The organism is Acetobacter estunensis, from assembly GCF_011516945.1.
Classification (GTDB): Bacteria; Pseudomonadota; Alphaproteobacteria; order Acetobacterales; family Acetobacteraceae; genus Acetobacter; species Acetobacter estunensis.
The window spans coordinates 53,755-74,847 of record NZ_WOTH01000014.1; the positions used below are offsets into that span (position 1 = coordinate 53,755).

A 21,093-nucleotide genomic window follows, 5' to 3' on the forward strand; every position below is an offset into this window, starting at 1 on the left:
ATGTCCTTGAGCGCCGTTCAGCCAGTACGCGGAACCCACGATCTGATCGGTGAGGAGCAGCGGCGTCATGCGCATGTCATTGAGACAGCGCGTCGCATCACGGGCACATACGGCTTTGAGGAATGGTCCACACCGATTTTCGAGGACACGGGTGTTTTTGCCCGTTCGCTCGGGGATACCTCGGACGTCGTGTCCAAGGAAATGTACACGTTCACGGATCGTGGTGGTGAGTCGCTTACACTGCGTCCTGAAGGCACGGCCGCAATTTGCCGGGCACTTGTCACCAACGGTCTGACACAATCGCTGCCGCAGAAGGTGTTCTACGCGGGGCCGATGTTTCGTTATGAGCGCCCGCAGAAAGGTCGCTACAGACAGTTCCATCAGATCGGGGCCGAATTGATCGGTCCGGCCGAGCCTCTGGCCGATGCCGAGGCGATCGCCATGGGGCGCGATGTGCTTGAAGCGCTCGGATTGGTGGACGAGGTACGTCTGGAACTGAACACGTTGGGCGATGTGGCCAGCCGCACCGCCTGGCGGGATGCGCTGGTGGAATATTTTTCGGATTTCCGTGATCGCCTGTCGGAAGACAGTCAGGTTCGGCTGGAAAAGAATCCCTTGCGTATTCTCGACAGCAAAGCTCCAGCCGATCAGGAACTGGTGAAAGACGCCCCGACGCTAGAGCGCTATCTCAACGATGAGTCGCGGCGTTTCTGGGACGAACTTCGCAAGTCTCTGGACGCCTTTGGGGTGGCTTATCAGGAAAACCCACGCATTGTCCGCGGGTTGGATTACTACAGTCATACAGCGTTTGAGTTCGTGACGGCCCGTCTGGGCGCACAGGGCACTGTTCTGGCAGGAGGGCGCTATGACGGCCTCGTGGCGGAAATGGGCGGTCCCCGGACTCCTGCCATCGGGTGGGCCGGTGGAATCGAACGTCTCGCAATGATGCTTGATGACACGCCGGCGGTTGTCGCGCCCGTGGTTGTCATTCCCGCAGGTGATGACGCGCAGATTGCGGCGATTGCTGTGCTGAACCGTTTGCGTGCAGCCGGTGTGCGTGCGGAAATGGGTTATCGCGGCAATATGCGCAAGCGCATGGAGCGGGCCAACAAGGTAGGCGCGTCTCATGTGGTGATCCTTGGTGAAGCGGAAATCACCAATGGCACCGTGCAGTTGCGTAACCTTGGGACGGGTGGCCAGATCGAGATTGTGCAGGCCGATCTGGTGGGTGCGATCAGGAGCGATCGGAGCGGAGAGGCAGAGTGAGTCTCGACGCTCGTCTGGATCAGATCGTCGCGCGGTGCGAGGAACTGGAAGCACGGCTTGCCAGTGGAATAACCGGCGAGGAGTTTACGGCAGCCTCGCGTGAATACGCGGAACTGGAGCCGCTCGTGGCGCGCATCAACGCCTTGCGGACGGCGCAGGTGGAGCAGCGCGAAGCGGAACAGATGCTTGCCGATCCGGACATGAAGGCGCTGGCCGAGGCGGAACTGCCGGTGTTGCGCGAGCGCATCGGTTCCTTGCAGCAGGAAGTCCGGTTGGCCATGCTGCCAAGGGACGCGGCGGATGAGCGCAGCGCCATCTTGGAGATACGTCCGGCGGCGGGTGGAGACGAAGCGGCATTGTTCGCCGCCGAACTGTTCGGCGCTTATCGACGCTATGCCGATTTGCGTGGCTGGCGCTTCGAGATCATGGAATATGACGAGAGCGAACTGGGCGGACTGCGTGAAGGCATCGCTACGATCAGTGGCAAGGGTGTGTTCGCGCGGCTGAAATACGAATCCGGTGTACACCGTGTGCAGCGGGTTCCCTCGACGGAGAGTCAGGGCCGCATTCATACCTCGACCGTCACGGTAGCGATGTTGCCGGAAGCGGAGGAAGTGGACGTCCAGATCGATGAGGGCGATCTGCGCATCGATGTTTACCGGGCGTCCGGCGCGGGCGGTCAGCACGTCAACAAGACCGAGAGCGCCGTGCGGATCACGCATCTGCCGACGGGTGTCGTCGTGGCGATGCAGGAAGAGAAGAGCCAGCACAAGAACAAAGCCAAGGCGATGAAGATTCTGCGTTCGCGTCTTTATGAGCAGCAGCGTCTCAGCCTGCATGAAAGCCGGGCGGCCGATCGCCGGTCGCAGGTGGGGACGGGAGACCGTTCCGAGCGGATCCGGACCTATAATTTTCCTCAGGGACGGGTGACCGATCATCGTATCGGGCTAACCCTGCATAAGATCGACCGCGTCATGCTGGGCGAGATGGATGAGATCGTGGACGCGCTCATTCAGGAAGATCAGGCAGCGCTTTTGGCATCGGAAGGACTTTGATCAGCCCTTAACCTTGCGACAAGGTGCAGTCTTTAGGTTCGAGCCGTATTCATTTCATGAAGGCAGTTCGAGCCGCCGTGCGTCATTCAGGACATGTAGATTATCCGAGGCGTCTTCAGGGAAGGCGTGCATGGGGTCGAAAGAGAACAGCGCTTTCGATTGCCGCTCTGACACTTGGTGTCTTGCTGGGAGCCGGCACAGGAAACCCGGCCGCCGCTCAAACCGTGAGGCTGTTCGATGGACAGGGTGGGCTTGGCACATCGGCGGTGCAGGCATTTGCTCAGGACCGGGACGGCTTTTTGTACATAGGTGGCCATGCGGGTCTCTATGTCAGCTCGGGTGGAGAATTCACGCGCGTCGATGTCGGCGATCATGGAAATCTGACGGATGTGGGCGCCCTTGCAGCCTCGGAGACGTCCGATCAGTTGATGGTGGTCGCCCATGATGGCGTGTGGTTGCGGGCGGATGGCGCTTTCCGGCATGTGTCTCTGCCGGTGTCTGGCCATCGGATGCGGGTGGCCGCGCTCGCTCATGATTTTATCGTCATGGATGAGCGAGGTGCGCTCTGGCGTGTGCGGTCCCGGAAAAACGAAGACCCACTCGTTGAACGGTTTGCATTAACTGCTCCTGGTAATTCTACGCTTGTCGATGATGTGGCTCTGGATGCGTCTTCGCTGGGAAGTCTGGCGGTTCAGGCAGACACGTTGTGGATGGGATGCGGAGGCGGTGCTCTGTGTCGCGTGCGGAATGGTGCGTTGGTTGTTTTTGGAAAACAGCAAGGTGTACCTGCGGAGACTTGGAGCGCGTTGACGGCCGCTTCCGACGGAGGAGTTATCGCACGCGGTGCCGCACATTTGCTGCGTATCGGCGCCAAGGACGATGTGCATGCCGAACCTCTTCCCTCCCGTTCCAGTAATGTAGGGAATTCCCGGCCTTCTTTCGTCGTCGAAATGCAGGACGGTTCAATGGTGACGTCGATTGGCGAAGCCCTGATGGCCCGTTCGCCGGATGGCGCATGGCGTGAGATGGACTCGTTGCCGGGTTATGGGCGGCGGGATGTGACGGCGGCCTTTGTGGACCGTGAAAACGGTTTGTGGCTGGCGGGTGCGGAACGTGGGGTCATGAGAGTGGCGGGCTTTCCTTTCTGGAAATCCGTCTCGCTGCAGGATGAACACGCTCCCTCCCATGTCAGCATCGTTCATCGAGAAGGAGGCAACGCCGTATGGCTGGCCGCTTCGAACGGTTTGTTCCGTTATGCGATTTCCGAGGGAGGTGATCTGACAACACCGCTTGCGCATTTCGATATTGACGTAAAGTCGATGGTGCGCAGCACGGATGGCGCCCTGTGGATTATTGAAAAGAGTGGCACGCTCCTGCGACTGGATGTTCTGACGGGCCGTGTGCAGCGTCTAGCTTCGCTCTCGTCCCTTACTGGCGCTCTTGACGTCGATAGTGCTGGTCGTCTGTGGATTGGCACGATGACGGGCCTCGTCAGGCTGGATGATCCGGTACATCCGCCTGCCAGATTGCCGCGTCCTCTGAGTTTGCGGGATCGGCGCGTCAATGCGCTGTCTCTCGATCAGTTCGGTCGTTTGCTCGTGCTGACCGATACGGTGCTTTTTCGTCAGAAAGCGGCTGAGGATGTCTTCGATCCGCAAATCGATGTGGAAGAACAGGGCATTGGAGCGGGACGCCTGATGGCGGTCTCGACCAATAACGATGTCTGGATCGCAGGAGAGCGGGGTGGCGTCCGGAAGGTGACACTTCCTGAGGAAGGAGAGGCGACGGTTACGGGTGCCGATGGCGTGCATGGACAGGGGCTCGTGCAGGCTTTGTTCCGGGACAGTCGGGGCTGGATATGGATGGGGGGACTCCAGGGGCTGGATATTCTTTCCCCTTCCGGTTGGACGCATATGGATACGAGTTCGGGACTGACCTCCAACGCGATACTTCCCGGCGCCATAAGTGAGGATGATGATGGAACGATGTGGTTCGGGACCGAGGGCGGGCTTTCCCGTCTGACAGATCCTGCGCATCTTCCGGCATTGCCTCAATTGCATACGCGCATCACGTCAGCTCGGCTTGGATCTGTTGATCTGCTTTCCAGACCGATGGATGAGGCGGAGGGTCATCAGGAGTTGCGGCTGGAATATGTCGCCCCTACTTTTGTGGGGCATGGCAGCCTGCGGTACCATTATCACCTGATGCCGCTGGATGAGGATGAGCACGAAACTTCGGCCATGTTCGTCACATGGCCGGATATGAAAGGAAAGCAGATTTCCTTCGACGTGCAGGCTGTGGACGTCCTGTATGGGCGTTCTGCCACTGCTGCGTCTTTCCATGCGGCTCAGACCAAAGGGGCTTCGTTCACGACCCGTATGATTGTGTGGGGCTTCTGCGGTATTCTTGTCCTGGTCGTGGGAGGAGTGATTACTTTCAGAGCTGTTGCGGCTGCGCGGCGTCGGCATATCGAGCAGGCCGTGCGGGGACGGACTCGCTTCATGGAGGAAATGCAGGCGCAGTTGCGTCAGCAATCCCGGGTCGATGTGCTAACGGGCCTGCTCAATCGGCGCGCTGTGTGCGACGAACTGGAGAGTCTGATGAATTCGATCGGACCGGATGATCTGATGGCAGTGGCTCTTATCGATATCGATCATTTCAAAGCCATCAATGACACGCTCGGTCATCAGGGCGGAGACTTCGTGCTGGAGCAATATGGACACCGTCTTCGTCAGGGAAGCGGAGTGGGGGCGGTCCCGGGACGTTACGGCGGAGAAGAACTGATTGTGGTGTTTACGTCGTTTCCCTCGGTTCAGGCTCTGACCACGCAGGTTGGACGGCTGCATGAGTTGTTGCGCGAACCTCTTGTTTATGAAGGGCATGAGATCATTGTGACATGCAGCATAGGATTGGCTGTGCGCATCCCGGGCGATACGCCCGGCCGAATCGTGGGACGTGCGGATCGTGCCCTTTACCGGGGCAAGAGGAATGGTCGCAATTGTGTTGTCATGGCTGACTGAAGGTGTTCGGTTAGCTTGTGGCGACGGTGCAGGCGCCTGTCCGACCTGTCGTATGTTGCGCAGTTGCGGGACTGGTCGGATCCATCAGGAAAAAATCGGTAAAATCATGCGCACCCATTGCCTGAAAGGTGTGCCCATCCGGTGAATGAAGAGTGCCTTCACTGCTGACCTCCCGTGTGACGGGATGGCCATCTCGTCCCTCAATGACGATTTCTCCGCAAAGAGCGTAGGAATGGTCTGCGTGCGTGTCCGATATGTGGATGATCGCCTGCTTTTCGGGCGTGCGGTTGTCGAGTGTAAAGGTTGCAGCCAGTTCGCCATCTACGTACAGGCGGGATGTCTCGGAGATTTCCTCTCTGGCTTTTCCATCTTCCACCTTGAATTCACCTGCTTGGGCCAGAGTGGGGAAGAGACTCAGTCCGAATAGCGCCGATATGCAAAAAAATCGGAAGGACGGACGAGGGGAGTGCTTCCGATCGGCCTGTCGTTTCATGCTGCGGGAACCTCATGCTGGGGATGGGAAGAGGGTGGGCAATGGCCCGGAAGAGAGTTCTGTATATGGGAAGTTTGATGCGCAGCGGCAACACGGGTTCATGATGGGCAAGGCTGCTCTGACAGTGGGTGAGGCGATTGCGGCTGCAACCACGCGACTTGCGGTAAAAGCGATTGAGCAGCCGCGACGCGAGGCGCGACTGCTGTTTGATCTGGCGTCCGGCCATGATGTGCCGTGGCAGCTTGCACACGGTGGCGATACCGTGTCGGACAATGCTGCGTTTGCATATGATGCATTGGTTGCGCGGCGCGCGGCAGGTGAGCCAATGGCGCATCTGAGTGGACGGCAGGGGTTCTGGACACTAGATCTGGAAGTGTCGGCCGACACTCTCGTCCCGCGTGGCGATACGGAGACTCTGATCGAAGCGTTGCTGGATCACCGTCCAGACCGGGAGGCCGCCTACACGTTTCTCGATCTCGGTACTGGAACGGGATGTCTGCTGCTTGCGGCACTGAGTGAATATACAGCGGCTTTCGGGATTGGAGCGGATCGCGTCCCCGAAGCGGCTTTGCTTGCGGCGCGGAATGCACGCACGACGGGCTTGGGCCAGCGGGCGGCGTTCATGGTTTCCCATTGGGATGCGGCTGTGGAAGAGGGGCGTTTCGATGTCATTCTCTCCAACCCTCCCTATATTCCGAGCGACGATATTTCCGGTCTTATGGTCGAGGTGGCGGCACATGAGCCGGTCAGTGCGCTGGATGGTGGGGCTGATGGGCTGCGGGAATATCGGTATCTGATTCCGGCTCTGCGACGACTCCTTGTTCCCGGTGGTTTGGCGGTTATCGAGATCGGCATTGGGCAGCATGAAGATGTGGCACGTCTGGCCCGTGCCGCCGATCTGAAGGTTCTGGATATTCGGGCCGATCTGGGACGGATTCCCCGTGCTGTCGTGCTGGAAGCACCCACTGCGTAAGGGACGTGTTTTTCATGGGCTATCACTGTGCGATCTACTCTTGCATGGGACGTCAGAGTGTGGTCAAAAGGCAGCAGAGCGTCTGACGGTTCATCTGAAAACGTGTCTTTTCACGATACGCTTTGTATCTGTCGTCAGAAATGGTCTCAAGCAGGTTGGCAAGAGTGATTTGCCTGTGCAGTCCTCAGCCCCTCACCCTTGATAAAGCAGACAGCAGGACAATACCGGTCTGACAGGGCTCGAGCCCGGCAATGGCCGGAAGAGACAGGAAAGTGTCGTGGTAACACCATGAATATGAAACGTACGCGCAGCCGTAATCACCGTTCAGGAAGCTCCGGCGGTGGCTCACGCCAGCAGAACGGGCAGATACCGCTGAACCGTAATCATGTCTTCGACAGCAATGGTCCAGAGGTGCGGGTGCGCGGCACGGCCCAGCAGTTGTTCGAGAAATATCTTCAGCTCGGGCGGGATGCGACAAGCGGTGGTGATCGGGTGACCGCCGAGGCCTGTTTTCAGCATGCCGAACATTATTTTCGTATTCTGAACGCCATGGCTCAGGCGGCCCAGCAGGCCCAGATCGAACGTCAGGAACGGGCGGCCCGTTCCCGTTCGGCTTATCAGCAGGAGAATGGGGGCAACAATCTGGCGGATGAACCTCAGCCATCTCCTGACAGGGAAGAGAACGAAGAATCGGCGGCTGCCGTTTCGTGATTTAAAAAGGGCATCCCAAGGGATGCCCTTTTTTATTGTGCTGTCAGGAGGCGCGCGGATAGTCGAGATAGCCTTCCGTACCCTGTGAGTACCAGGTCTTCATATCGTCAGGAGCCAGCGGAAGATGCCGCCGGATGCGGTCAGGAAGGTCGGGATTTGAAATGAACGGCCGCCCAAAGCTTATGGCGTCGGCCACGCCGGAATCGAGAGCTTCCTGCGCCAGTTCGGGTGTGTAATCGGAATTGAGTATCAGGACGCCTTTGAACACTTCGCGGATGCGAGGAGAGAGTTTGGGAACTGTGGTGGCGCCGAATGTTCCGTTCGGCCCCGGTTCGCGCAGGCCGAGCGACGCGATCCCGAGATCGGACAGCATCTGGGCGGCTGGAAGAAAGACTGCCGCCGGATCGCTGTCATCCACACCCTGAGTTTCCCCGTTCGGGGAAAGACGTACGCTCGTACGATCCGCGCCGATGGTGGCGATCACGCGCTCAGTGACCTCGCGAAGCAGGCGGATACGGTTTTCCGGTGACCCACCGTAAGCATCAGTGCGGTGATTGACGCCGTTGCGCAGGAATTCATCGATCAGATAGCCATTGGCGGCGTGAATCTGCACGCCATCGAAGCCGGCCGCCATCGCATTGCGCGCCGCTCGCTCGTACGTGTCCAGAAGCCCGGGAATCTCATCCAGCCTCAGGGCACGGGCCTCTTCGTAAGGCTTTTTGCCTTCATAGGTGTGCACTTCACCGGGAGCTTTCCCGACTGAGGACGATACCGGTTGCTCGCCCGTTACCGAGGAGTGAACGGCTCGCCCCATATGCCAGATCTGCGTGATGATGCGTCCACTGGCCTCGTGCACGGCCTGAGTGACGGGCTTCCAGGCTTCGACCTGTTCCTCGGACCATATTCCCGGTGCGTAGGGCCAGCCGAGTCCCTGCGGGCTGATGCCGGTGGCCTCCGAGACGATCAGCCCCGCACTGGCCCGCTGGGCATAATATTCCGCCATGATGGGGGTTGGGACGTGCTCGCGAGTGGCACGGCCACGGGTGAGAGGGGCCATGATAATGCGGTTGGGTGCATTGATGGCACCGATACGGATGGGATCGAAAAGGCTGGTCATGAGGATATCTCCTGCCTGTTGAGAGGCGATCTGGATCATAGTTCGAAAAAAGTCGAACTTAAAGAGGCGCGGTGTTGCATGACGGGAGCGTTTCATTCGCGTATCAGGTGCAGTCTATAGGGAGTGCCGCAGGACCATGGAGCGTTACGAGCATCCGGCTATCGCAGATGTGGATATCTGTCGGCTGTTTGCAGCCCTGTCGGATCCCGTGCGGCTGGCTGTGGTGCGGAATCTGGCACGGCACGGCGCTCTCAACTGCGCAGCGCTCACGATGGATCGACCGCGTTCGACCATGTCGCATCATTTCCGGGTTCTGCGGGCTGCCGGTCTGGTGCGCACAACGGTGAGTGGAACCGAGCATGTGAATGCACTGCGCAAGACCGAGTTGGAAGCCCGCTTTCCGGGGCTTCTTCGGTTGATTCTGGAAGAGGGCGGCGATTGACAAATAGAGGCCAGACCCTCTATAGGCCGCTCCCATTGCCGGGAACGTGGACGGTTCGGCTGCCTTGATGGGTGTATGCTCCCCGAAGGCGGTAATACGAAACGCGCCCGCTTCGCTCCATTCTGGACGAGGACTACCGGTGCCACGAGCGTACGGGCTGATGCCTGTCACGCCGCGAAGATGAAAGCAGAGCGCGCATATGAGCAAGCGCCTTGAGAGCAAGTACAAGATCAATCGCCGTCTGGGCGTCAACCTGTGGGGCCGCGCGAAGTCGCCGGTCAACCGTCGTGAATACGGCCCGGGTCAGCACGGCCAGCGTCGTAAGAGCAAGCCTTCGGACTACTCCGTCCAGCTGATGGCGAAGCAGAAGCTGAAGGGCTATTACGGCAACATCAGCGAGAAGCAGTTTCGCAAGTATTATGAGGAAGCCGTCCGTCGCAAGGGCGATACCTCCGAGAACCTGATCGGTCTGCTGGAGCGTCGTCTGGACGCCGTTGTGTACCGCCTGAAGTTCGCCATCACGCCGTTTGCGGCGCGTCAGTTCGTCAACCACGGCCATGTGCTGGTGAACGGCAAGAAAGTGAACATCCCGTCCTACCTCGTGCGTGAGGGTGACGTGATTGAGGTGCGCGAGAAGTCCAAGCAGCTCGCGGCTGTTCTCGATGCGTCTCAGACGGGTGAGCGTGATGTGCCGGAATACATGGAAGTCGATCATCGTCAGATGAAGGGTTCCTTCCTGCGCACGCCGAAGCTGGGAGATGTTCCCTATCCGGTGCAGATGGAACCGAACCTGGTGGTCGAGTTCTACTCGCGCTGATTTGGACGAGACGACCCGGCTCATGTGGTCGGGATATTTCTGGCGCCGGGCGGAGATTGTCTCTCCGCCCGGCGTTTCCATTTCCGGGGCGGGTTGATCCGTCTCAAGCCTTGCAGAAGTGCCGCACGCCATGTCCCAGACGCAATCCGCTCCCGCCGGTCAGACAGCTATTGCCGATGCCATCGCGCGGCGTCGCACCTTTGCCATTATTTCTCATCCTGACGCTGGCAAGACGACGCTGACCGAGCGCATCCTGCGTGCCGGTGGCGCAATTCAGATGGCGGGCAGTGTGCGTGCGAAGGGCGAACGGCGACGCACGCGCTCGGACTGGATGGGCATTGAGCGGGATCGTGGGATTTCGGTCGTGACCTCCGTCATGACGTTTGAATATGGCGGTTGTGTTTTCAACCTGCTCGACACGCCGGGCCATGAAGACTTCTCGGAAGATACCTATCGTACGCTGACCGCTGTTGATTCGGCAGTGATGGTGATCGATGCGGCGAAGGGCATTGAGGATCGCACGCGCAAGCTGTTCGAAATCTGCCGGATGCGTGACATTCCCATCGTGACGTTCATCAACAAGATGGATCGTGAGGCGCAGGATCCGTTTGCGCTTCTGGACGAAATTTCGTCTTCGCTGGCGCTCGACACCTCTCCGGCGACCTGGCCTGTAGGACGCGCCGCTACGTTCGTTGGCACATATGACCTGTACAACAAGCAGTTGCATGTCACCTCTGAGCTGACGCAGTCCGATCCACGCATGATCCAGTTGGCTGAAGATCTGGAACTGGCGGAGGCGGGACTGCCTGAGTTCGATCGGCAGGCTTTCGATGAGGGACATCTGACGCCGGTGTTCTTTGGCAGTGCGATGAAAGAGATCGGCGTGACCGATCTTCTCGATGCGCTGGTGGCCTTCGGTCCTGCTCCACGCGATCAGGCGACGGAGACACGCACCGTAAAGGCGGATGAGCCGGGTATGACGGCGCTGGTGTTCAAGATTCAGGCCAATATGGACCCGAATCATCGTGACCGTATTGCTTTTGCCCGTGTCTGCTCAGGACGACTGACACGTGGAATGAGGCTGCATCATACGCGGACAGGGAAGAATTTCGCGCTGCATACGCCGCAGTTCTTTTTCGCGCGTGACCGTCAGTTGGCGGAGGAAGCCTTTGCTGGCGATGTGGTGGGAATCCCGAATCATGGCACGCTGCGCATCGGTGACACCCTAACGGAGGGCGAAGAGCTACGCTTTACCGGCGTGCCTTACTTCGCTCCCGAAATCCTCCGCCGTGTGCGGCTCGACGATGCAATGAAGGCCAAGAAGCTGCGCCAGGCTTTGACGGAGTTGGCGGAAGAGGGAGTGGTGCAGTTGTTCCGTCCGCAGGACGGTGCGCAGCCGATCGTTGGAGTGGTGGGCACGCTGCAGTTGGACGTGCTTCAGGCGCGTCTCAAAGGTGAGTATGGGGTGGGGATCGGCTTTGATTCCACACCGTTCTCGCTGGCGCGCTGGGTGACGGGTGACAAGGTCAAGTTGGAGGCATTCGCGGCGGCGAACCGGTCGTCCATGGCGGATGATCTGGATGGTGATCCGGTGTATCTCGCCAGTTCGGCGTTCATGATGCGACGCACGGAGGAAATGAATCCTGACCTTGCGTTCCACGACATCAAGCAGATTGGTCTGGCTGTTGGGTAAGGTTGGGTGGTTCTGCGCGCCCGCTTTGCGGGATAATTTTCAGAGGACCCGACGAGACCGTGTTCGGTTTATTATTGTTCATTATGTTGAACACGATCCCGTATCTCGGATATAGGCGATTCCCGCAAGCGGCGTCAAGGATGAAAACGTGATGGGTGGCACGAGGGAAAACGAGAGCGTGCCGGCACTTCGACGTGCCGTGCGCATACTGGACCTTGTTGGTGATCGTGAGGTGCCTCCCAATGCGGGCGAGATCGCCCGCCTGCTCGATCTGCCCCGCAGCTCCGTGCATGGACTCGTCGCCGTCATGACGGAACTGGGGCTTCTTGAGCAGACGGGCGGACATGGATCGGGCTATCGACCGGGGCCTCGTCTGCTGGACTGGGCGGCGCATGTCAGTTCGCCACGCGATCTGCTTGGGGCGTTTCATCATCTCGTCGGAGCTTGTCCCGAACTGGGTAATTATACCGTCAGTCTCGGTGCGTTGGACGGAGATGAAGTGGTCTATCTTGCCAGCCGTGCGAGTGAGCGGGGACTGGGCGTTCACTATAATGTAGGGTTAAAGCTCCCCGCCATTTACACGGCCACGGGCAAGATCCAGCTTGCGGCCATGACACCTTCGGCGTTGAGGGAGTGGATTTCCCTTTACCCGCTTGCGACATGGCCCGCGCCTCTGACGGCGCGGTGTCCCGTGACGCCTGACGAAGTTCTGAAGGAAATCCATCAAGCGGCTGAGCTTGGCTATGCTCTGGATGACGAGCAGATCCATGCAGGTGTGTGGTGCTTCGCGGCGCCGGTCCGTGATTCACGCGGCATGACGGTTGCGGGATTAGGATTGAGTCAGCCCAAACCTGCTCATGAAGAGTGCGATCCACAAAAATTGGCGCGTCTGGCGGTTTCTTCCGCAGCAGAACTATCGGCTTTGCTGGGATATCGGCGACGGGACAAAGAGGTGGGCGTCTGAGTGTGACACCTTGCCTGTTTTTTGTTCTTCGTGCTGAGCTTTCCCTATGAAACAGACAAGATCTCAGTCCCGTTCCGGATCTCGTTTTCCTAGACAGGGAAAGAAACTGCTGGGAATCACCTTTCTTCTCGCTGCACTTGGGGGAGGAATCGTCCCAGCACAGGCTGGGAATGTTGGAACCGGGAGCACCGCTGGGTCCTCTCATCTGAGTTACACGGTCTATTCTCACTGGCTATCGGTTCTGTCGGTCGAGACGGATTTTCGACTGACGGACAATCGCTACGAAACCACGATGGAGGCACGCGCGGACGGGTTGGTGAGCCTGTTCATGCGGATGAACATTCATGCGAATGCACGTGGAAGCATCGAACAGGGGCAGGTGAAGCCGCAGTTCTACGAAAGCACCGGCTGGAGTCGCGGGATGATGCGGCATGTCATCATTCATTATCCCGGCGGCAATCCAAAAATCGAGCGACTTGAGCCGGTCGAGGACGATCGGGAGCCAGTCCCCGATGCGATGCAGCAGGGGGCCGCGGATATTCTGGCGACAATGGCAAAGCTGTTTGTGAGCGTCCGCAGTACGGGGCGGTGTGACGCCACCTATGACATTTTCGATGGCATCCGGCTGACGCGGATGGAGCTGCACACGGGAGCAGTGGAAGTGCCGCCCAGCGTGGACAAGGAATGGCGGGTACCCGCGTTACGTTGCGACTTTATGGGGCATCAGGTCGCCGGGTTCGTGAAGGGACACCGGAGCGCTTCCTTGCGGACGCCCCATGGGGGGAGTGTGTGGTTTGAAAATGTCGAGGGGCGGGGATTGGTGCCTGTGCGCGTCAGCATGGAGCATCCGAAAATCGGTCGTATGACGGTTGAACTGGAAAAGGTGGGAGCCGTCCGGTGAAGTGGAATGAGTATCGTGATTGGGTATGGAGGGAAAGCCTGCTGGCGAGCGTCAGGTAGTGAGTGGAATAGAATTTCGTCGTGTGAATGACTGGTATGTCAGGCGTGCATTTGAGACGATAGGTGTAATGGAAGCGTTTTAGAGCATTTCCGGCGGAAAGTGGCGTGTTTAGGGGTGTTGAGGCAGTAAGAAAACTTGTTGGGACTTAAGTTAAAAAATAATTAAAAATATATTTCGCGGAAGAGTTTTTGATATTCCGTTTACCAATTAGAAGCTTTGTGTCAGTCTCGGATCTGCGGAAGAAATGAATAGACAGACTTCTGAGGTGTCTAAATGGTTACGACTACAGGGCAATTTTTTCTGAATGGTTCAGGCGATTCGGCCAATCTTCAGAGCGGCCAGACAGATATTGTCGTCAATTCAGGCAGTGACGCTGCGAAAATGACGGTGCAGAACGGTGACACTGTCTATGCGTCTGGGTCGCTGGATACGACTGTTTATGGCGCAAATAATAACATATCTTTCGAATACTGCGTCGAACGACACTCTTACCCTTGATGCCGGTCTGAATACGATCACTGGCTATACAGGGTCGGTGAGTGGTTCATCTGTCGCATACAATACGTTTGTGAATGTTAGCGGCGGGACGTATAATACAGGCGCATATAGTACGTTCGTTAATGCCCATGATGCCACGATCATTACCGGCAACAAATCTCAGTTTTCAAACAGTAATGGCCTGACCGTTACGACGGGAACGGATTCTGTTTTTGATGTATTCAAGAACGGCACACTGACCGCCGGTATGAAGACTCAGATACATGATCTGGAAAATTCTGACGCAACGTTGGGGCGCGCCAGCCACATCGACACAGCGAATAACTCCCACATTGAAACCGTTGGAACGGATCTGACGGTTGGAGCGCTTAAGAACTCCACCATCAACGAGGAGGGTACCGACGGCACCGGTTATGGTGGTGTCAGTGTGACAGGTTCGATTCAGGGAGCCGATTCCATTACCGCCCAGGACGTGTCGGTTCTGTTCGGAACCATGGACAACACGGCTACGCTGACCGTCGATGCAAGTCGTAGCGGTTCGATCACCGGCGGTAGTGGAACACAGTCCGTCACGCAGACAGGCTCGGCTGGTCTGACTTTCATTAGTGCAGCTGGCAACTCCGGTGGCAATTTCTCCGCTACGGGTAGCACAGGTGCTGACACGTTCATCGCCAACAGCAGCATGACGATGACGGGTGGCACAGGGGCTGGCAACACGTTCGATATCATGCGTACCGGTGCAGGCGCTGCGGATGTCATCAAGGACTTCACCGCCGCCAGCAACAAGCTTGACCTGTCGAGCTTCGGCCTGACGCAGTCCAGCTTTGCCAGCATTCTTGATAACTCCACAGTTTCGTCGGCTGGTCTGACACTGAATCTCGACAGCAAGACGACGCTGACGCTGGCTGATGTGAGCGACAAGAGCGCTCTCACCAGCAGCAACGTTGTTCTTTCCTAATTTCGGGAATGACTGCGGAAGTTTCGTGCTTCCGCAGTGTCAAAGATGACGTGCAGAAAAGGAGACGGGACGATGGTTCCGTCTCCTTTTTTCGTTCAGATTCTGGGGAGCATGTCTTCCGCGAGTCGGGGCAGGTCTCCAATGTCTCGCAATCGGGCCGTTACCGCACATGTGACAGTGTGATTTCCATATCCCCATTCAGCCAGAACGGATTTCACACCCGCATCTCTTGCGGCGAGCATGTCGTTTGCGTGATCGCCAATCATAAGCGCATCGGATGGCTTCCCATGCGCTCTGTGAATCGTTCCCACCAGATGGGCCGGATCGGGTTTATGGACGGGAAAAGTATCTCCACCGCAGACGGTCGTCATGAACGCAAGCACGTTCAGATCATGTAGGATTTTGAGAGCGATCTCAGTCAGCTTGTTTGTGCAGACGGCCAGAGACCAGCCCATCGCACGTAACTGTTCCAGAGCTTCGAGTGTGCCGGGAAAGAGGCGAGAGTGCTCGGTGGCATGCGGCGCATAGAAGGACATGAACTCACGTGTGGCTTCGGCCCTGTCGAGTTCGTGGGCTGGGGAGTCCGCCTGATCAAGAAGGCGCTGCACGAGAGCGGGTACGCCGTCCCCAATCATGCTGCGGACGATGCCGGTCGTAACCTTGGGTAGATCATGGGCTGCCAGCAAATGGTTGGATGCGATGGCAAGGTCAGGCAGGGAATCGACAAGTGTGCCGTCCAGATCGAAAACCGCCAGTCGTGTGCAGATATCCTTCACGTAGCCTCTCCTTGTCGAAAATCAGGGTAATGCGATGTGAAAGGCCGCCACGCTGTCATTGTTTGACAGGGCCGCGCCACTCCCTTACCGCCGGAACACCATGACATCTTCGCACGTTTCCCGTCCCTCGACCGCTGTCCTGCTTGCCGCAGGGCTTGGCACACGCATGCGTTCCAAACTGCCCAAAGCCATGCAACCTCTGGCCGGTGAGCCTATGCTCAGCCATCTGGTGGCCAGCGCGGCCCGCGTGTTCGATCATGTTGTGGTGGTGGTCGGTCCCGGCATGGAAGACGTGGCGAAACTGGTCGCGCCGCATGCAACGGTCATCCAGCATGACCGGTTGGGAACGGCCCATGCAGCACTTCAGGCGGAGTCGCTGTTTGGTGAAGGGGATGTCGCGGTTCTGTATGCGGACAATCCGCTGATTACGTCCGATACACTCCAGCGCCTGCTCGCCACGCGACGTGGCGAGGGGAAGGGCAAACCGGTCGATCTGGCATTGCTGGCCATGCGTCCCCGTGATCCGGCGAAATATGGGCGGGTTATCACGCAGGAAGACGGCACGGTGGCGCGGATTGTCGAGTGGGCGGATGCGATCCCGGATGAGCGCGCCATCGATCTGTGCAACGCGGGTGTCCTGTGCGCCGATGCGCACAGATTCCGCGAATGGCTCCACAAGGTCGGCAATGCGAACAGCAAGGGCGAATATTATCTGACCGATGTCGTGGGCATCGTGCGCGATGAAGGTGGGGTTGTGGAGGCAGTTGAAGCCCCTGAAGATGAGTTGCGTGGGATCAATTCAAGGGTGGAACTGTCCGAAGCTGAGGCGATCATTCAGAACCGGTTGCGCCGTGAGGCCATGGAACGTGGCGTGACCTTGACGGCACCGGAAACGGTCTTCTTTTCATTCGATACACAGATCGAGCCTGATGTGACGGTGCAGCCGCATGTGGTGTTCGGCCGTGGCGTGATCGTGCGCAGTGGCGCTGAAATTCGTTCTTTCAGTCATCTGGAACAATGCGAAGTGGGAGCCGCCTCTCTCATCGGTCCGTATGCACGCCTTCGTCCCGGCACAAAACTGGGTGAGGGGTGCCACGTCGGTAATTTCGTGGAACTCAAGGCTGTGGAGATGGGGGCGGGGGCGAAGGCCAATCACCTGACCTATCTGGGGGATGCCAGTATTGGGGCCGCAACGAATATCGGTGCCGGGACGATTACGTGCAACTATGACGGCGTGTTCAAGCATCGCACGACCATCGGCGAAAAAGCGTTTATTGGTTCGGATTCCATTCTTGTGGCTCCTGTTTCCATTGGGGACGGCGCATTGATCGCCGCAGGCAGTGTCATCACCGAGGATGTCGAGCCGAATGCTCTTGCCGTGGCTCGTAGCAAACAGACGAACCGGCCCGGTTGGGCGGCCCGCTTCCGGGAAGCCCTCCGTTTGAAGAAGGAACAGCGCTGATGTGTGGAATCTGCGGAGTTGTCGGCCCCAGACAGGCCACTCCCATCGTGTTCGAGGGGCTGCGTCGCCTCGAATATCGCGGGTATGACTCAGCAGGTATCGCCACATTGGACAAGCAGGGTGTCATTGAGCGCCGTCGTGCGCCGGGCAAGCTGGACAATCTGGCGCACGATCTGGAGCGGCACCCTCTTCATGGGCGCACAGCCATCGGTCACACGCGCTGGGCCACGCACGGTGCGCCGACCGAGACCAATGCTCACCCGCATGGCACAGCGCGGGTGGCGATCGTCCATAATGGCATCATCGAAAATTTCGAGGAACTGCGCCGCGAGCTTGAGGAGGAGGGCCAGAGTTTCGAGACGGAGACCGACAGCGAAACCATCGCGAAGATGGTCGATCTCTATCTTCAAAAAGGTCTGTCTCCGCGTGATTCTGCTTTTGCCACACTGAAGCGTCTGGAAGGCGCGTATGCCGTGGCGATGATCTTTGCCGAGCATGAAGGGCTGCTGATCGGTGCCCGTCATGGCGCACCGTTGGCGGTGGGTTTCGGGGAAGGTGAGATGTTCCTCGGCTCCGACAGCCTTGCGCTCGCACCGCTTACTCGCCGGATTGCCTATCTTGACGATGGTGATGTCGTGATTCTCTCCCATGAGGGCGCAGAGTTTTACGATGAGCGAGGAGAGCGTGTGGAGCGTCCCATCAAGACGACGGCGCTGATTGCCGGTGCCGTCGGAAAAGATGGCTACAGGCACTACATGGAAAAGGAACTGCATGAGCACCCGCTGGTGATCGGACAGACCTTGCAGCGCCTCATCGATCCGGCCACGCGACGTGTAGTGATGCCGGACATGCCGATTGACCTTGCGTCCGTTCCCCGTGCTGTCATCACGGCCTGTGGGTCGGCTTTCTATGCTGGTGTGGTTGGGCGCTATTGGCTTGAAGAGATCGCGCGTCTGCCCGTGGACATCGATGTGGCGAGCGAGATGCGGTACCGCAACCCACCGCTGACACCGGGATCGCTCGGCATTCTCATCTCACAGTCCGGGGAAACCGCTGACACACTGGCGGCCCTGCGAGGACTGCGAGAGCATGATGTGTCCATCCTTTCCATTCTCAATGCCGAACACAGCACCATGGCACGCGACAGTGACATCGTGCTTGGCACCGTGGCCGGTCCCGAGATTTCTGTTGCGTCCACCAAGGCTTTTACGGCCCAGCTTGCCGTGCTCGCGTGTCTGACCATTGCCACAGCACGTGCTCGCGGGACGCTGGATGAGGCCGGTGAGGAAGAACTCGTCACGGCGCTACTGGATCTGCCAAGCCGGGCTGCGGAAGTTTTCACACGCATGGATGACATTCGTGAGATGGCGCGCGTCGTGGCGGAGGCACGCGATGTGCTCTATCTGGGGCGTGGGAGTGCCTATCCCGTAGCCATGGAAGGGGCGCTCAAACTCAAGGAAATTTCCTACATTCACGCCGAAGCCTATGCGGCTGGCGAGATGAAGCACGGTCCGATCTCACTGATCGACCGCACGGTGCCGATCGTGGCCACGATCCCGTCCGGACGACTGTTCGATAAAACGCTGTCCAATTTGCAGGAAGCCAAGGCACGTGGCGGGCGTCTGCTGACCTTCACGGACGAAGGAAGTGCCGCACGTCTGCAGGGTATTGCCGAACAGGTGATTCCGCTGCCGCAGGTACATCCGTTCGTGACGCCGATCATTCAGACAATCGGTGTGCAGATACTGGCTTATGAGACGGCGCTTCTGAAAGGCACTGACGTGGACCAACCGCGCAATCTGGCGAAGTCCGTGACGGTGGAGTGACGTCAGCCATTCGCTGAAGGAAACGGACAGGAAAGGCACATTCCCTTACAGTCTTCCGGCATTCTGACTAGGTCATGAAGACCGCGCGGATCGGGAGATGTCGGATGACCAGAAGAACAACGGATGCGTTACGGTTTTTCTGGGGGAAAGCTCGCCCTGATCTGGAGGCGGCGGCTGACGGTGGCCCACCAATGCATCCGCTCATTGCACATATGCTGGATGTGGCGGCTGTCGCGATTCTGCTCCCGGGAAGTGAGCGGCTGGGACTGGATCGGCGGCAACTGGGACTGGTGGTGGCGTTGCACGACATTGGCAAGCTGGCGCCGGCCTTTCAGGCGAAGGTGGAGGCATGCTGGCCGGAGGCTGCGCTGGGGCCTTGTCCGCAGGAAGTGCATGTTTCTCGTCACGATACTGATGGGCTGGCTCTTCTTGAGCGCGATTGCGAAGATGTGCTGGCGCCTTTGTTTGGGGTGGGAGAAGAGGGGCGGGAGTGGTTCTGCTCCGAGAAACTCCAGTTCTGGCGAGCTATTGCAGGTCACCATGGGCAGTCGGTTAATCCTGCCGAATCTATCCAAAGTTCCGCTGTTGTCGCGTGTGCGCAGGAGCTTGTTCAAGTTCTGTTCGGCGTGTTTCAACCTCCACCCATCCCCTGTCCATCGCCTGAGTCTTTACGTCAACTGGAATGGCGGCTTGCCGGCTTGACCGTACAGGCAGATTGGATCGGGTCGCGGCAAGAGTGGTTTCCCTATGCACGGCCCGAGGACGTAGCGGATGCATCGGGTTATCTCTGGAATCGCGCGCTGCCACAGGCTCAGGCCGCCATTGCCCGTGCAGGATTGGGGCCGATCAGCATCGCGCCGTTTTGCGGAATCCGCTGGCTGTTTCCCCATATTCTGGAACCTGCACCCGTGCAGGCACTCATGGAGAGTGTCGCTCTGCCAACAGGTCCGACGCTTATTATCATTGAGGACATGACCGGGTCCGGCAAGACCGAGGCCGCGTTGGTGGCCTCTCACCGACTGATGGCCGATGGGCGTGCATCGGGACTATTTGTGGCGCTTCCGACCATGGCGACGGCCAATGCGATGTATGATCGGTTGACGATGGCCTATCGCAACTTGTTTCAGCCATCCTCACGGCCTTCGCTCGCGCTGGCACATGGTCGCGCCTCTCTCGATGAGCGGTTTACCTCGGTTATCGCACCGGACGATGCGACGGATTCGGCCTCATTGGTCGTCGGGCGGGAGGATGCAGCAGAGGCGTGTTGTTCAGCGTGGTTGGGGAGTGAATCCCGTCGGGCCTTGATGGCGCAGGTCGGTGTGGGCACGATCGATCAGGCCTTGATGGCTGTTCTTCCCGTGCGTTTTGCCTCCGTGCGGCAGGCGGGGCTTGCGGGCAAGATTCTGCTGGTCGATGAGTGTCATGCCTATGATCCCTACATGCAGGAGGAAATGGTTGCTCTCCTGCGTTTCCATGCGGCCATGGGAGGCTCGGCAATTCTGCTGTCCGCCACGCTCACGGGGGCAGTCCGGCAAAAGCTTGCGGATGCTTTCCGTCAGGGGTTGCGTCAGGACGAAACAGCACGCCTGTCCTGCGAGGCCTATCCTCTTGTTACGATGGTGAGCGCTGCAGCTGCGGAAGAGCTCCCCAGCGCGCCTCGTCCAGGTCTGGAGCGCATCATTTCTGTCAGGCGGTTGAATGATGAATCCGCTGCCGTAAAGGAGATTTTCGCGGTGGCGGCAAAAGGGGCCGCTGTCGCATGGGTGCGTAATACGGTGGATGACGTGATTGCGTCGGCAAAGGCTTTGCAGGCGGAAGGAGTGGATGTCGCGGTCTTTCACGCCCGTTTCGCCATGGTGGATCGGCTTGAGATCGAACGCGATGTTCTTGCACGTTTCGGAAAGCAATCGTCCGGTATGGAGCGGGCGTCTGTTCTCATTGCGAGCCAGGTGGAGGGTTCTAAAAACCCCCTGGTTTTGAGGTCTTCTGTATGATTCTATTTCTTCTGCGTTGATTGAGGGAATGGCGATATGAAGCAGTCTGGTTTCTTTGATGTTGAAG

17 protein-coding genes are annotated in these 21,093 nt (G+C 58.5%); 14 read left to right on the forward strand and 3 right to left on the reverse strand.

Translation table 11 applies throughout. The annotated features are described in order from the left end of the window. Positions 1-6: 6 nt before the first annotated feature. Genes hisS through GOB87_RS08620 form a run of 3 tightly spaced genes read left to right on the forward strand, consistent with a single transcriptional unit; the run spans position 7 to position 5,341 of the window. On the forward strand, positions 7-1,266 hold the full coding sequence (gene hisS, locus GOB87_RS08610) for a histidine--tRNA ligase (RefSeq protein ID WP_166315240.1): 1,260 nt from the start codon (positions 7-9) through the stop codon (positions 1,264-1,266). Further along, positions 1,263-2,321 carry a peptide chain release factor 1 gene (prfA, locus tag GOB87_RS08615; protein WP_166315243.1) on the forward strand — a complete coding sequence of 353 codons (1,059 nt, stop codon included), beginning with the start codon at positions 1,263-1,265 and terminating at the stop codon, positions 2,319-2,321. The genes hisS and prfA overlap by 4 nt, the downstream gene beginning before the upstream one ends. Positions 2,322-2,377: 56 nt before the next feature. Next, positions 2,378-5,341 carry a diguanylate cyclase domain-containing protein gene (locus tag GOB87_RS08620; protein ID WP_166315246.1) on the forward strand — a complete coding sequence of 988 codons (2,964 nt, stop codon included), beginning with the start codon at positions 2,378-2,380 and terminating at the stop codon, positions 5,339-5,341. Positions 5,342-5,351: 10 nt separating this feature from the next. On the opposite strand, the gene GOB87_RS08625 is transcribed toward GOB87_RS08620, so the two are convergent. Then, on the reverse strand, positions 5,352-5,717 hold the full coding sequence (locus GOB87_RS08625; RefSeq protein ID WP_242006256.1) for a hypothetical protein: 366 nt from the start codon (positions 5,715-5,717) through the stop codon (positions 5,352-5,354). A 217-nt stretch (positions 5,718-5,934) separates the two neighbouring features. Here GOB87_RS08625 and prmC point away from each other — a divergent pair, with 217 nt between their 5' ends. Together prmC and GOB87_RS08635 are read left to right on the forward strand one after the other, a co-directional pair. Beyond that, positions 5,935-6,807 (forward strand): peptide chain release factor N(5)-glutamine methyltransferase, encoded by an 873-nt coding sequence (gene prmC / locus GOB87_RS08630; RefSeq protein ID WP_166315252.1) that lies wholly within the window; start codon positions 5,935-5,937, stop codon positions 6,805-6,807. 288 nt (positions 6,808-7,095) lie between these two features. After that, a complete protein-coding gene (locus GOB87_RS08635) occupies positions 7,096-7,518 on the forward strand; it encodes a DUF4167 domain-containing protein (RefSeq protein WP_166315255.1) in 423 nt (140 codons plus the stop codon). Positions 7,519-7,561: 43 nt separating this feature from the next. On the opposite strand, the gene GOB87_RS08640 is transcribed toward GOB87_RS08635, so the two are convergent. Further along, positions 7,562-8,635 (reverse strand): alkene reductase, encoded by a 1,074-nt coding sequence (locus GOB87_RS08640; RefSeq protein WP_166315258.1) that lies wholly within the window; start codon positions 8,633-8,635, stop codon positions 7,562-7,564. A gap of 136 nt (positions 8,636-8,771) precedes the next feature. Between GOB87_RS08640 and GOB87_RS08645 the strand changes: the two genes are divergently transcribed. From GOB87_RS08645 to GOB87_RS08670, 6 genes are all read left to right on the forward strand, one after another. Beyond that, a complete protein-coding gene (locus GOB87_RS08645) occupies positions 8,772-9,077 on the forward strand; it encodes an ArsR/SmtB family transcription factor (protein ID WP_166315261.1) in 306 nt (101 codons plus the stop codon). 199 nt (positions 9,078-9,276) lie between these two features. After that, the gene (gene rpsD / locus GOB87_RS08650; RefSeq protein ID WP_166315264.1) at positions 9,277-9,894 is read left to right on the forward strand and encodes a 30S ribosomal protein S4; all 618 of its coding nucleotides are present in this window, start codon (positions 9,277-9,279) and stop codon (positions 9,892-9,894) included. Between the two features lie 130 nt (positions 9,895-10,024). Next, positions 10,025-11,587, forward strand: coding sequence for a peptide chain release factor 3 (locus tag GOB87_RS08655; protein ID WP_166315267.1), 1,563 nt, complete (start codon positions 10,025-10,027; stop codon positions 11,585-11,587). Between the two features lie 151 nt (positions 11,588-11,738). Continuing rightward, positions 11,739-12,551 (forward strand): IclR family transcriptional regulator, encoded by an 813-nt coding sequence (locus tag GOB87_RS08660; protein WP_166315270.1) that lies wholly within the window; start codon positions 11,739-11,741, stop codon positions 12,549-12,551. A gap of 46 nt (positions 12,552-12,597) precedes the next feature. Further along, positions 12,598-13,452 carry a DUF3108 domain-containing protein gene (locus GOB87_RS08665; protein ID WP_166315273.1) on the forward strand — a complete coding sequence of 285 codons (855 nt, stop codon included), beginning with the start codon at positions 12,598-12,600 and terminating at the stop codon, positions 13,450-13,452. A 469-nt stretch (positions 13,453-13,921) separates the two neighbouring features. Continuing rightward, positions 13,922-14,968, forward strand: coding sequence for a hypothetical protein (locus GOB87_RS08670; RefSeq protein WP_166315276.1), 1,047 nt, complete (start codon positions 13,922-13,924; stop codon positions 14,966-14,968). Between the two features lie 95 nt (positions 14,969-15,063). Here GOB87_RS08670 and GOB87_RS08675 read toward each other — a convergent pair whose 3' ends face one another. Continuing rightward, a complete protein-coding gene (locus tag GOB87_RS08675; protein WP_166315279.1) occupies positions 15,064-15,744 on the reverse strand; it encodes an HAD hydrolase-like protein in 681 nt (226 codons plus the stop codon). A gap of 100 nt (positions 15,745-15,844) precedes the next feature. Here GOB87_RS08675 and glmU point away from each other — a divergent pair, with 100 nt between their 5' ends. From glmU to cas3, 3 genes are all read left to right on the forward strand, one after another. Further along, positions 15,845-17,206, forward strand: a complete 1,362-nt coding sequence (glmU, locus tag GOB87_RS08680; protein WP_166315282.1) for a bifunctional UDP-N-acetylglucosamine diphosphorylase/glucosamine-1-phosphate N-acetyltransferase GlmU — start codon at positions 15,845-15,847, stop codon at positions 17,204-17,206. Next, a complete protein-coding gene (gene glmS, locus GOB87_RS08685; RefSeq protein WP_166315285.1) occupies positions 17,206-19,032 on the forward strand; it encodes a glutamine--fructose-6-phosphate transaminase (isomerizing) in 1,827 nt (608 codons plus the stop codon). The genes glmU and glmS overlap by 1 nt, the downstream gene beginning before the upstream one ends. 104 nt (positions 19,033-19,136) lie before the next feature. Then, on the forward strand, positions 19,137-21,026 hold the full coding sequence (gene cas3 / locus GOB87_RS08690; protein ID WP_166315288.1) for a CRISPR-associated helicase Cas3': 1,890 nt from the start codon (positions 19,137-19,139) through the stop codon (positions 21,024-21,026). Positions 21,027-21,093 lie beyond the last annotated feature (67 nt).

Excerpts from the sequence above, each read along its gene's own strand:
- glmU (WP_166315282.1), top strand. The coding sequence starts at position 15,845 with ATGACATCTTCGCACGTTTCCCGTCCCTCGACCGCTGTCCTGCTTGCC.
- GOB87_RS08655 (WP_166315267.1), top strand. The coding sequence starts at position 10,025 with ATGTCCCAGACGCAATCCGCTCCCGCCGGTCAGACAGCTATTGCCGAT.
- glmS (WP_166315285.1), top strand. The coding sequence starts at position 17,206 with ATGTGTGGAATCTGCGGAGTTGTCGGCCCCAGACAGGCCACTCCCATC.
- GOB87_RS08645 (WP_166315261.1), top strand. The coding sequence starts at position 8,772 with ATGGAGCGTTACGAGCATCCGGCTATCGCAGATGTGGATATCTGTCGG.
- GOB87_RS08635 (WP_166315255.1), top strand. The coding sequence starts at position 7,096 with ATGAATATGAAACGTACGCGCAGCCGTAATCACCGTTCAGGAAGCTCC.
- GOB87_RS08660 (WP_166315270.1), top strand. The coding sequence starts at position 11,739 with ATGGGTGGCACGAGGGAAAACGAGAGCGTGCCGGCACTTCGACGTGCC.
- GOB87_RS08640 (WP_166315258.1), bottom strand. The coding sequence starts at position 8,635 with ATGACCAGCCTTTTCGATCCCATCCGTATCGGTGCCATCAATGCACCC.
- GOB87_RS08620 (WP_166315246.1), top strand. The coding sequence starts at position 2,378 with ATGAAGGCAGTTCGAGCCGCCGTGCGTCATTCAGGACATGTAGATTAT.
- GOB87_RS08665 (WP_166315273.1), top strand. The coding sequence starts at position 12,598 with ATGAAACAGACAAGATCTCAGTCCCGTTCCGGATCTCGTTTTCCTAGA.
- GOB87_RS08670 (WP_166315276.1), top strand. The coding sequence starts at position 13,922 with ATGCGTCTGGGTCGCTGGATACGACTGTTTATGGCGCAAATAATAACA.
- cas3 (WP_166315288.1), top strand. The coding sequence starts at position 19,137 with ATGACCAGAAGAACAACGGATGCGTTACGGTTTTTCTGGGGGAAAGCT.
- rpsD (WP_166315264.1), top strand. The coding sequence starts at position 9,277 with ATGAGCAAGCGCCTTGAGAGCAAGTACAAGATCAATCGCCGTCTGGGC.
- prmC (WP_166315252.1), top strand. The coding sequence starts at position 5,935 with ATGATGGGCAAGGCTGCTCTGACAGTGGGTGAGGCGATTGCGGCTGCA.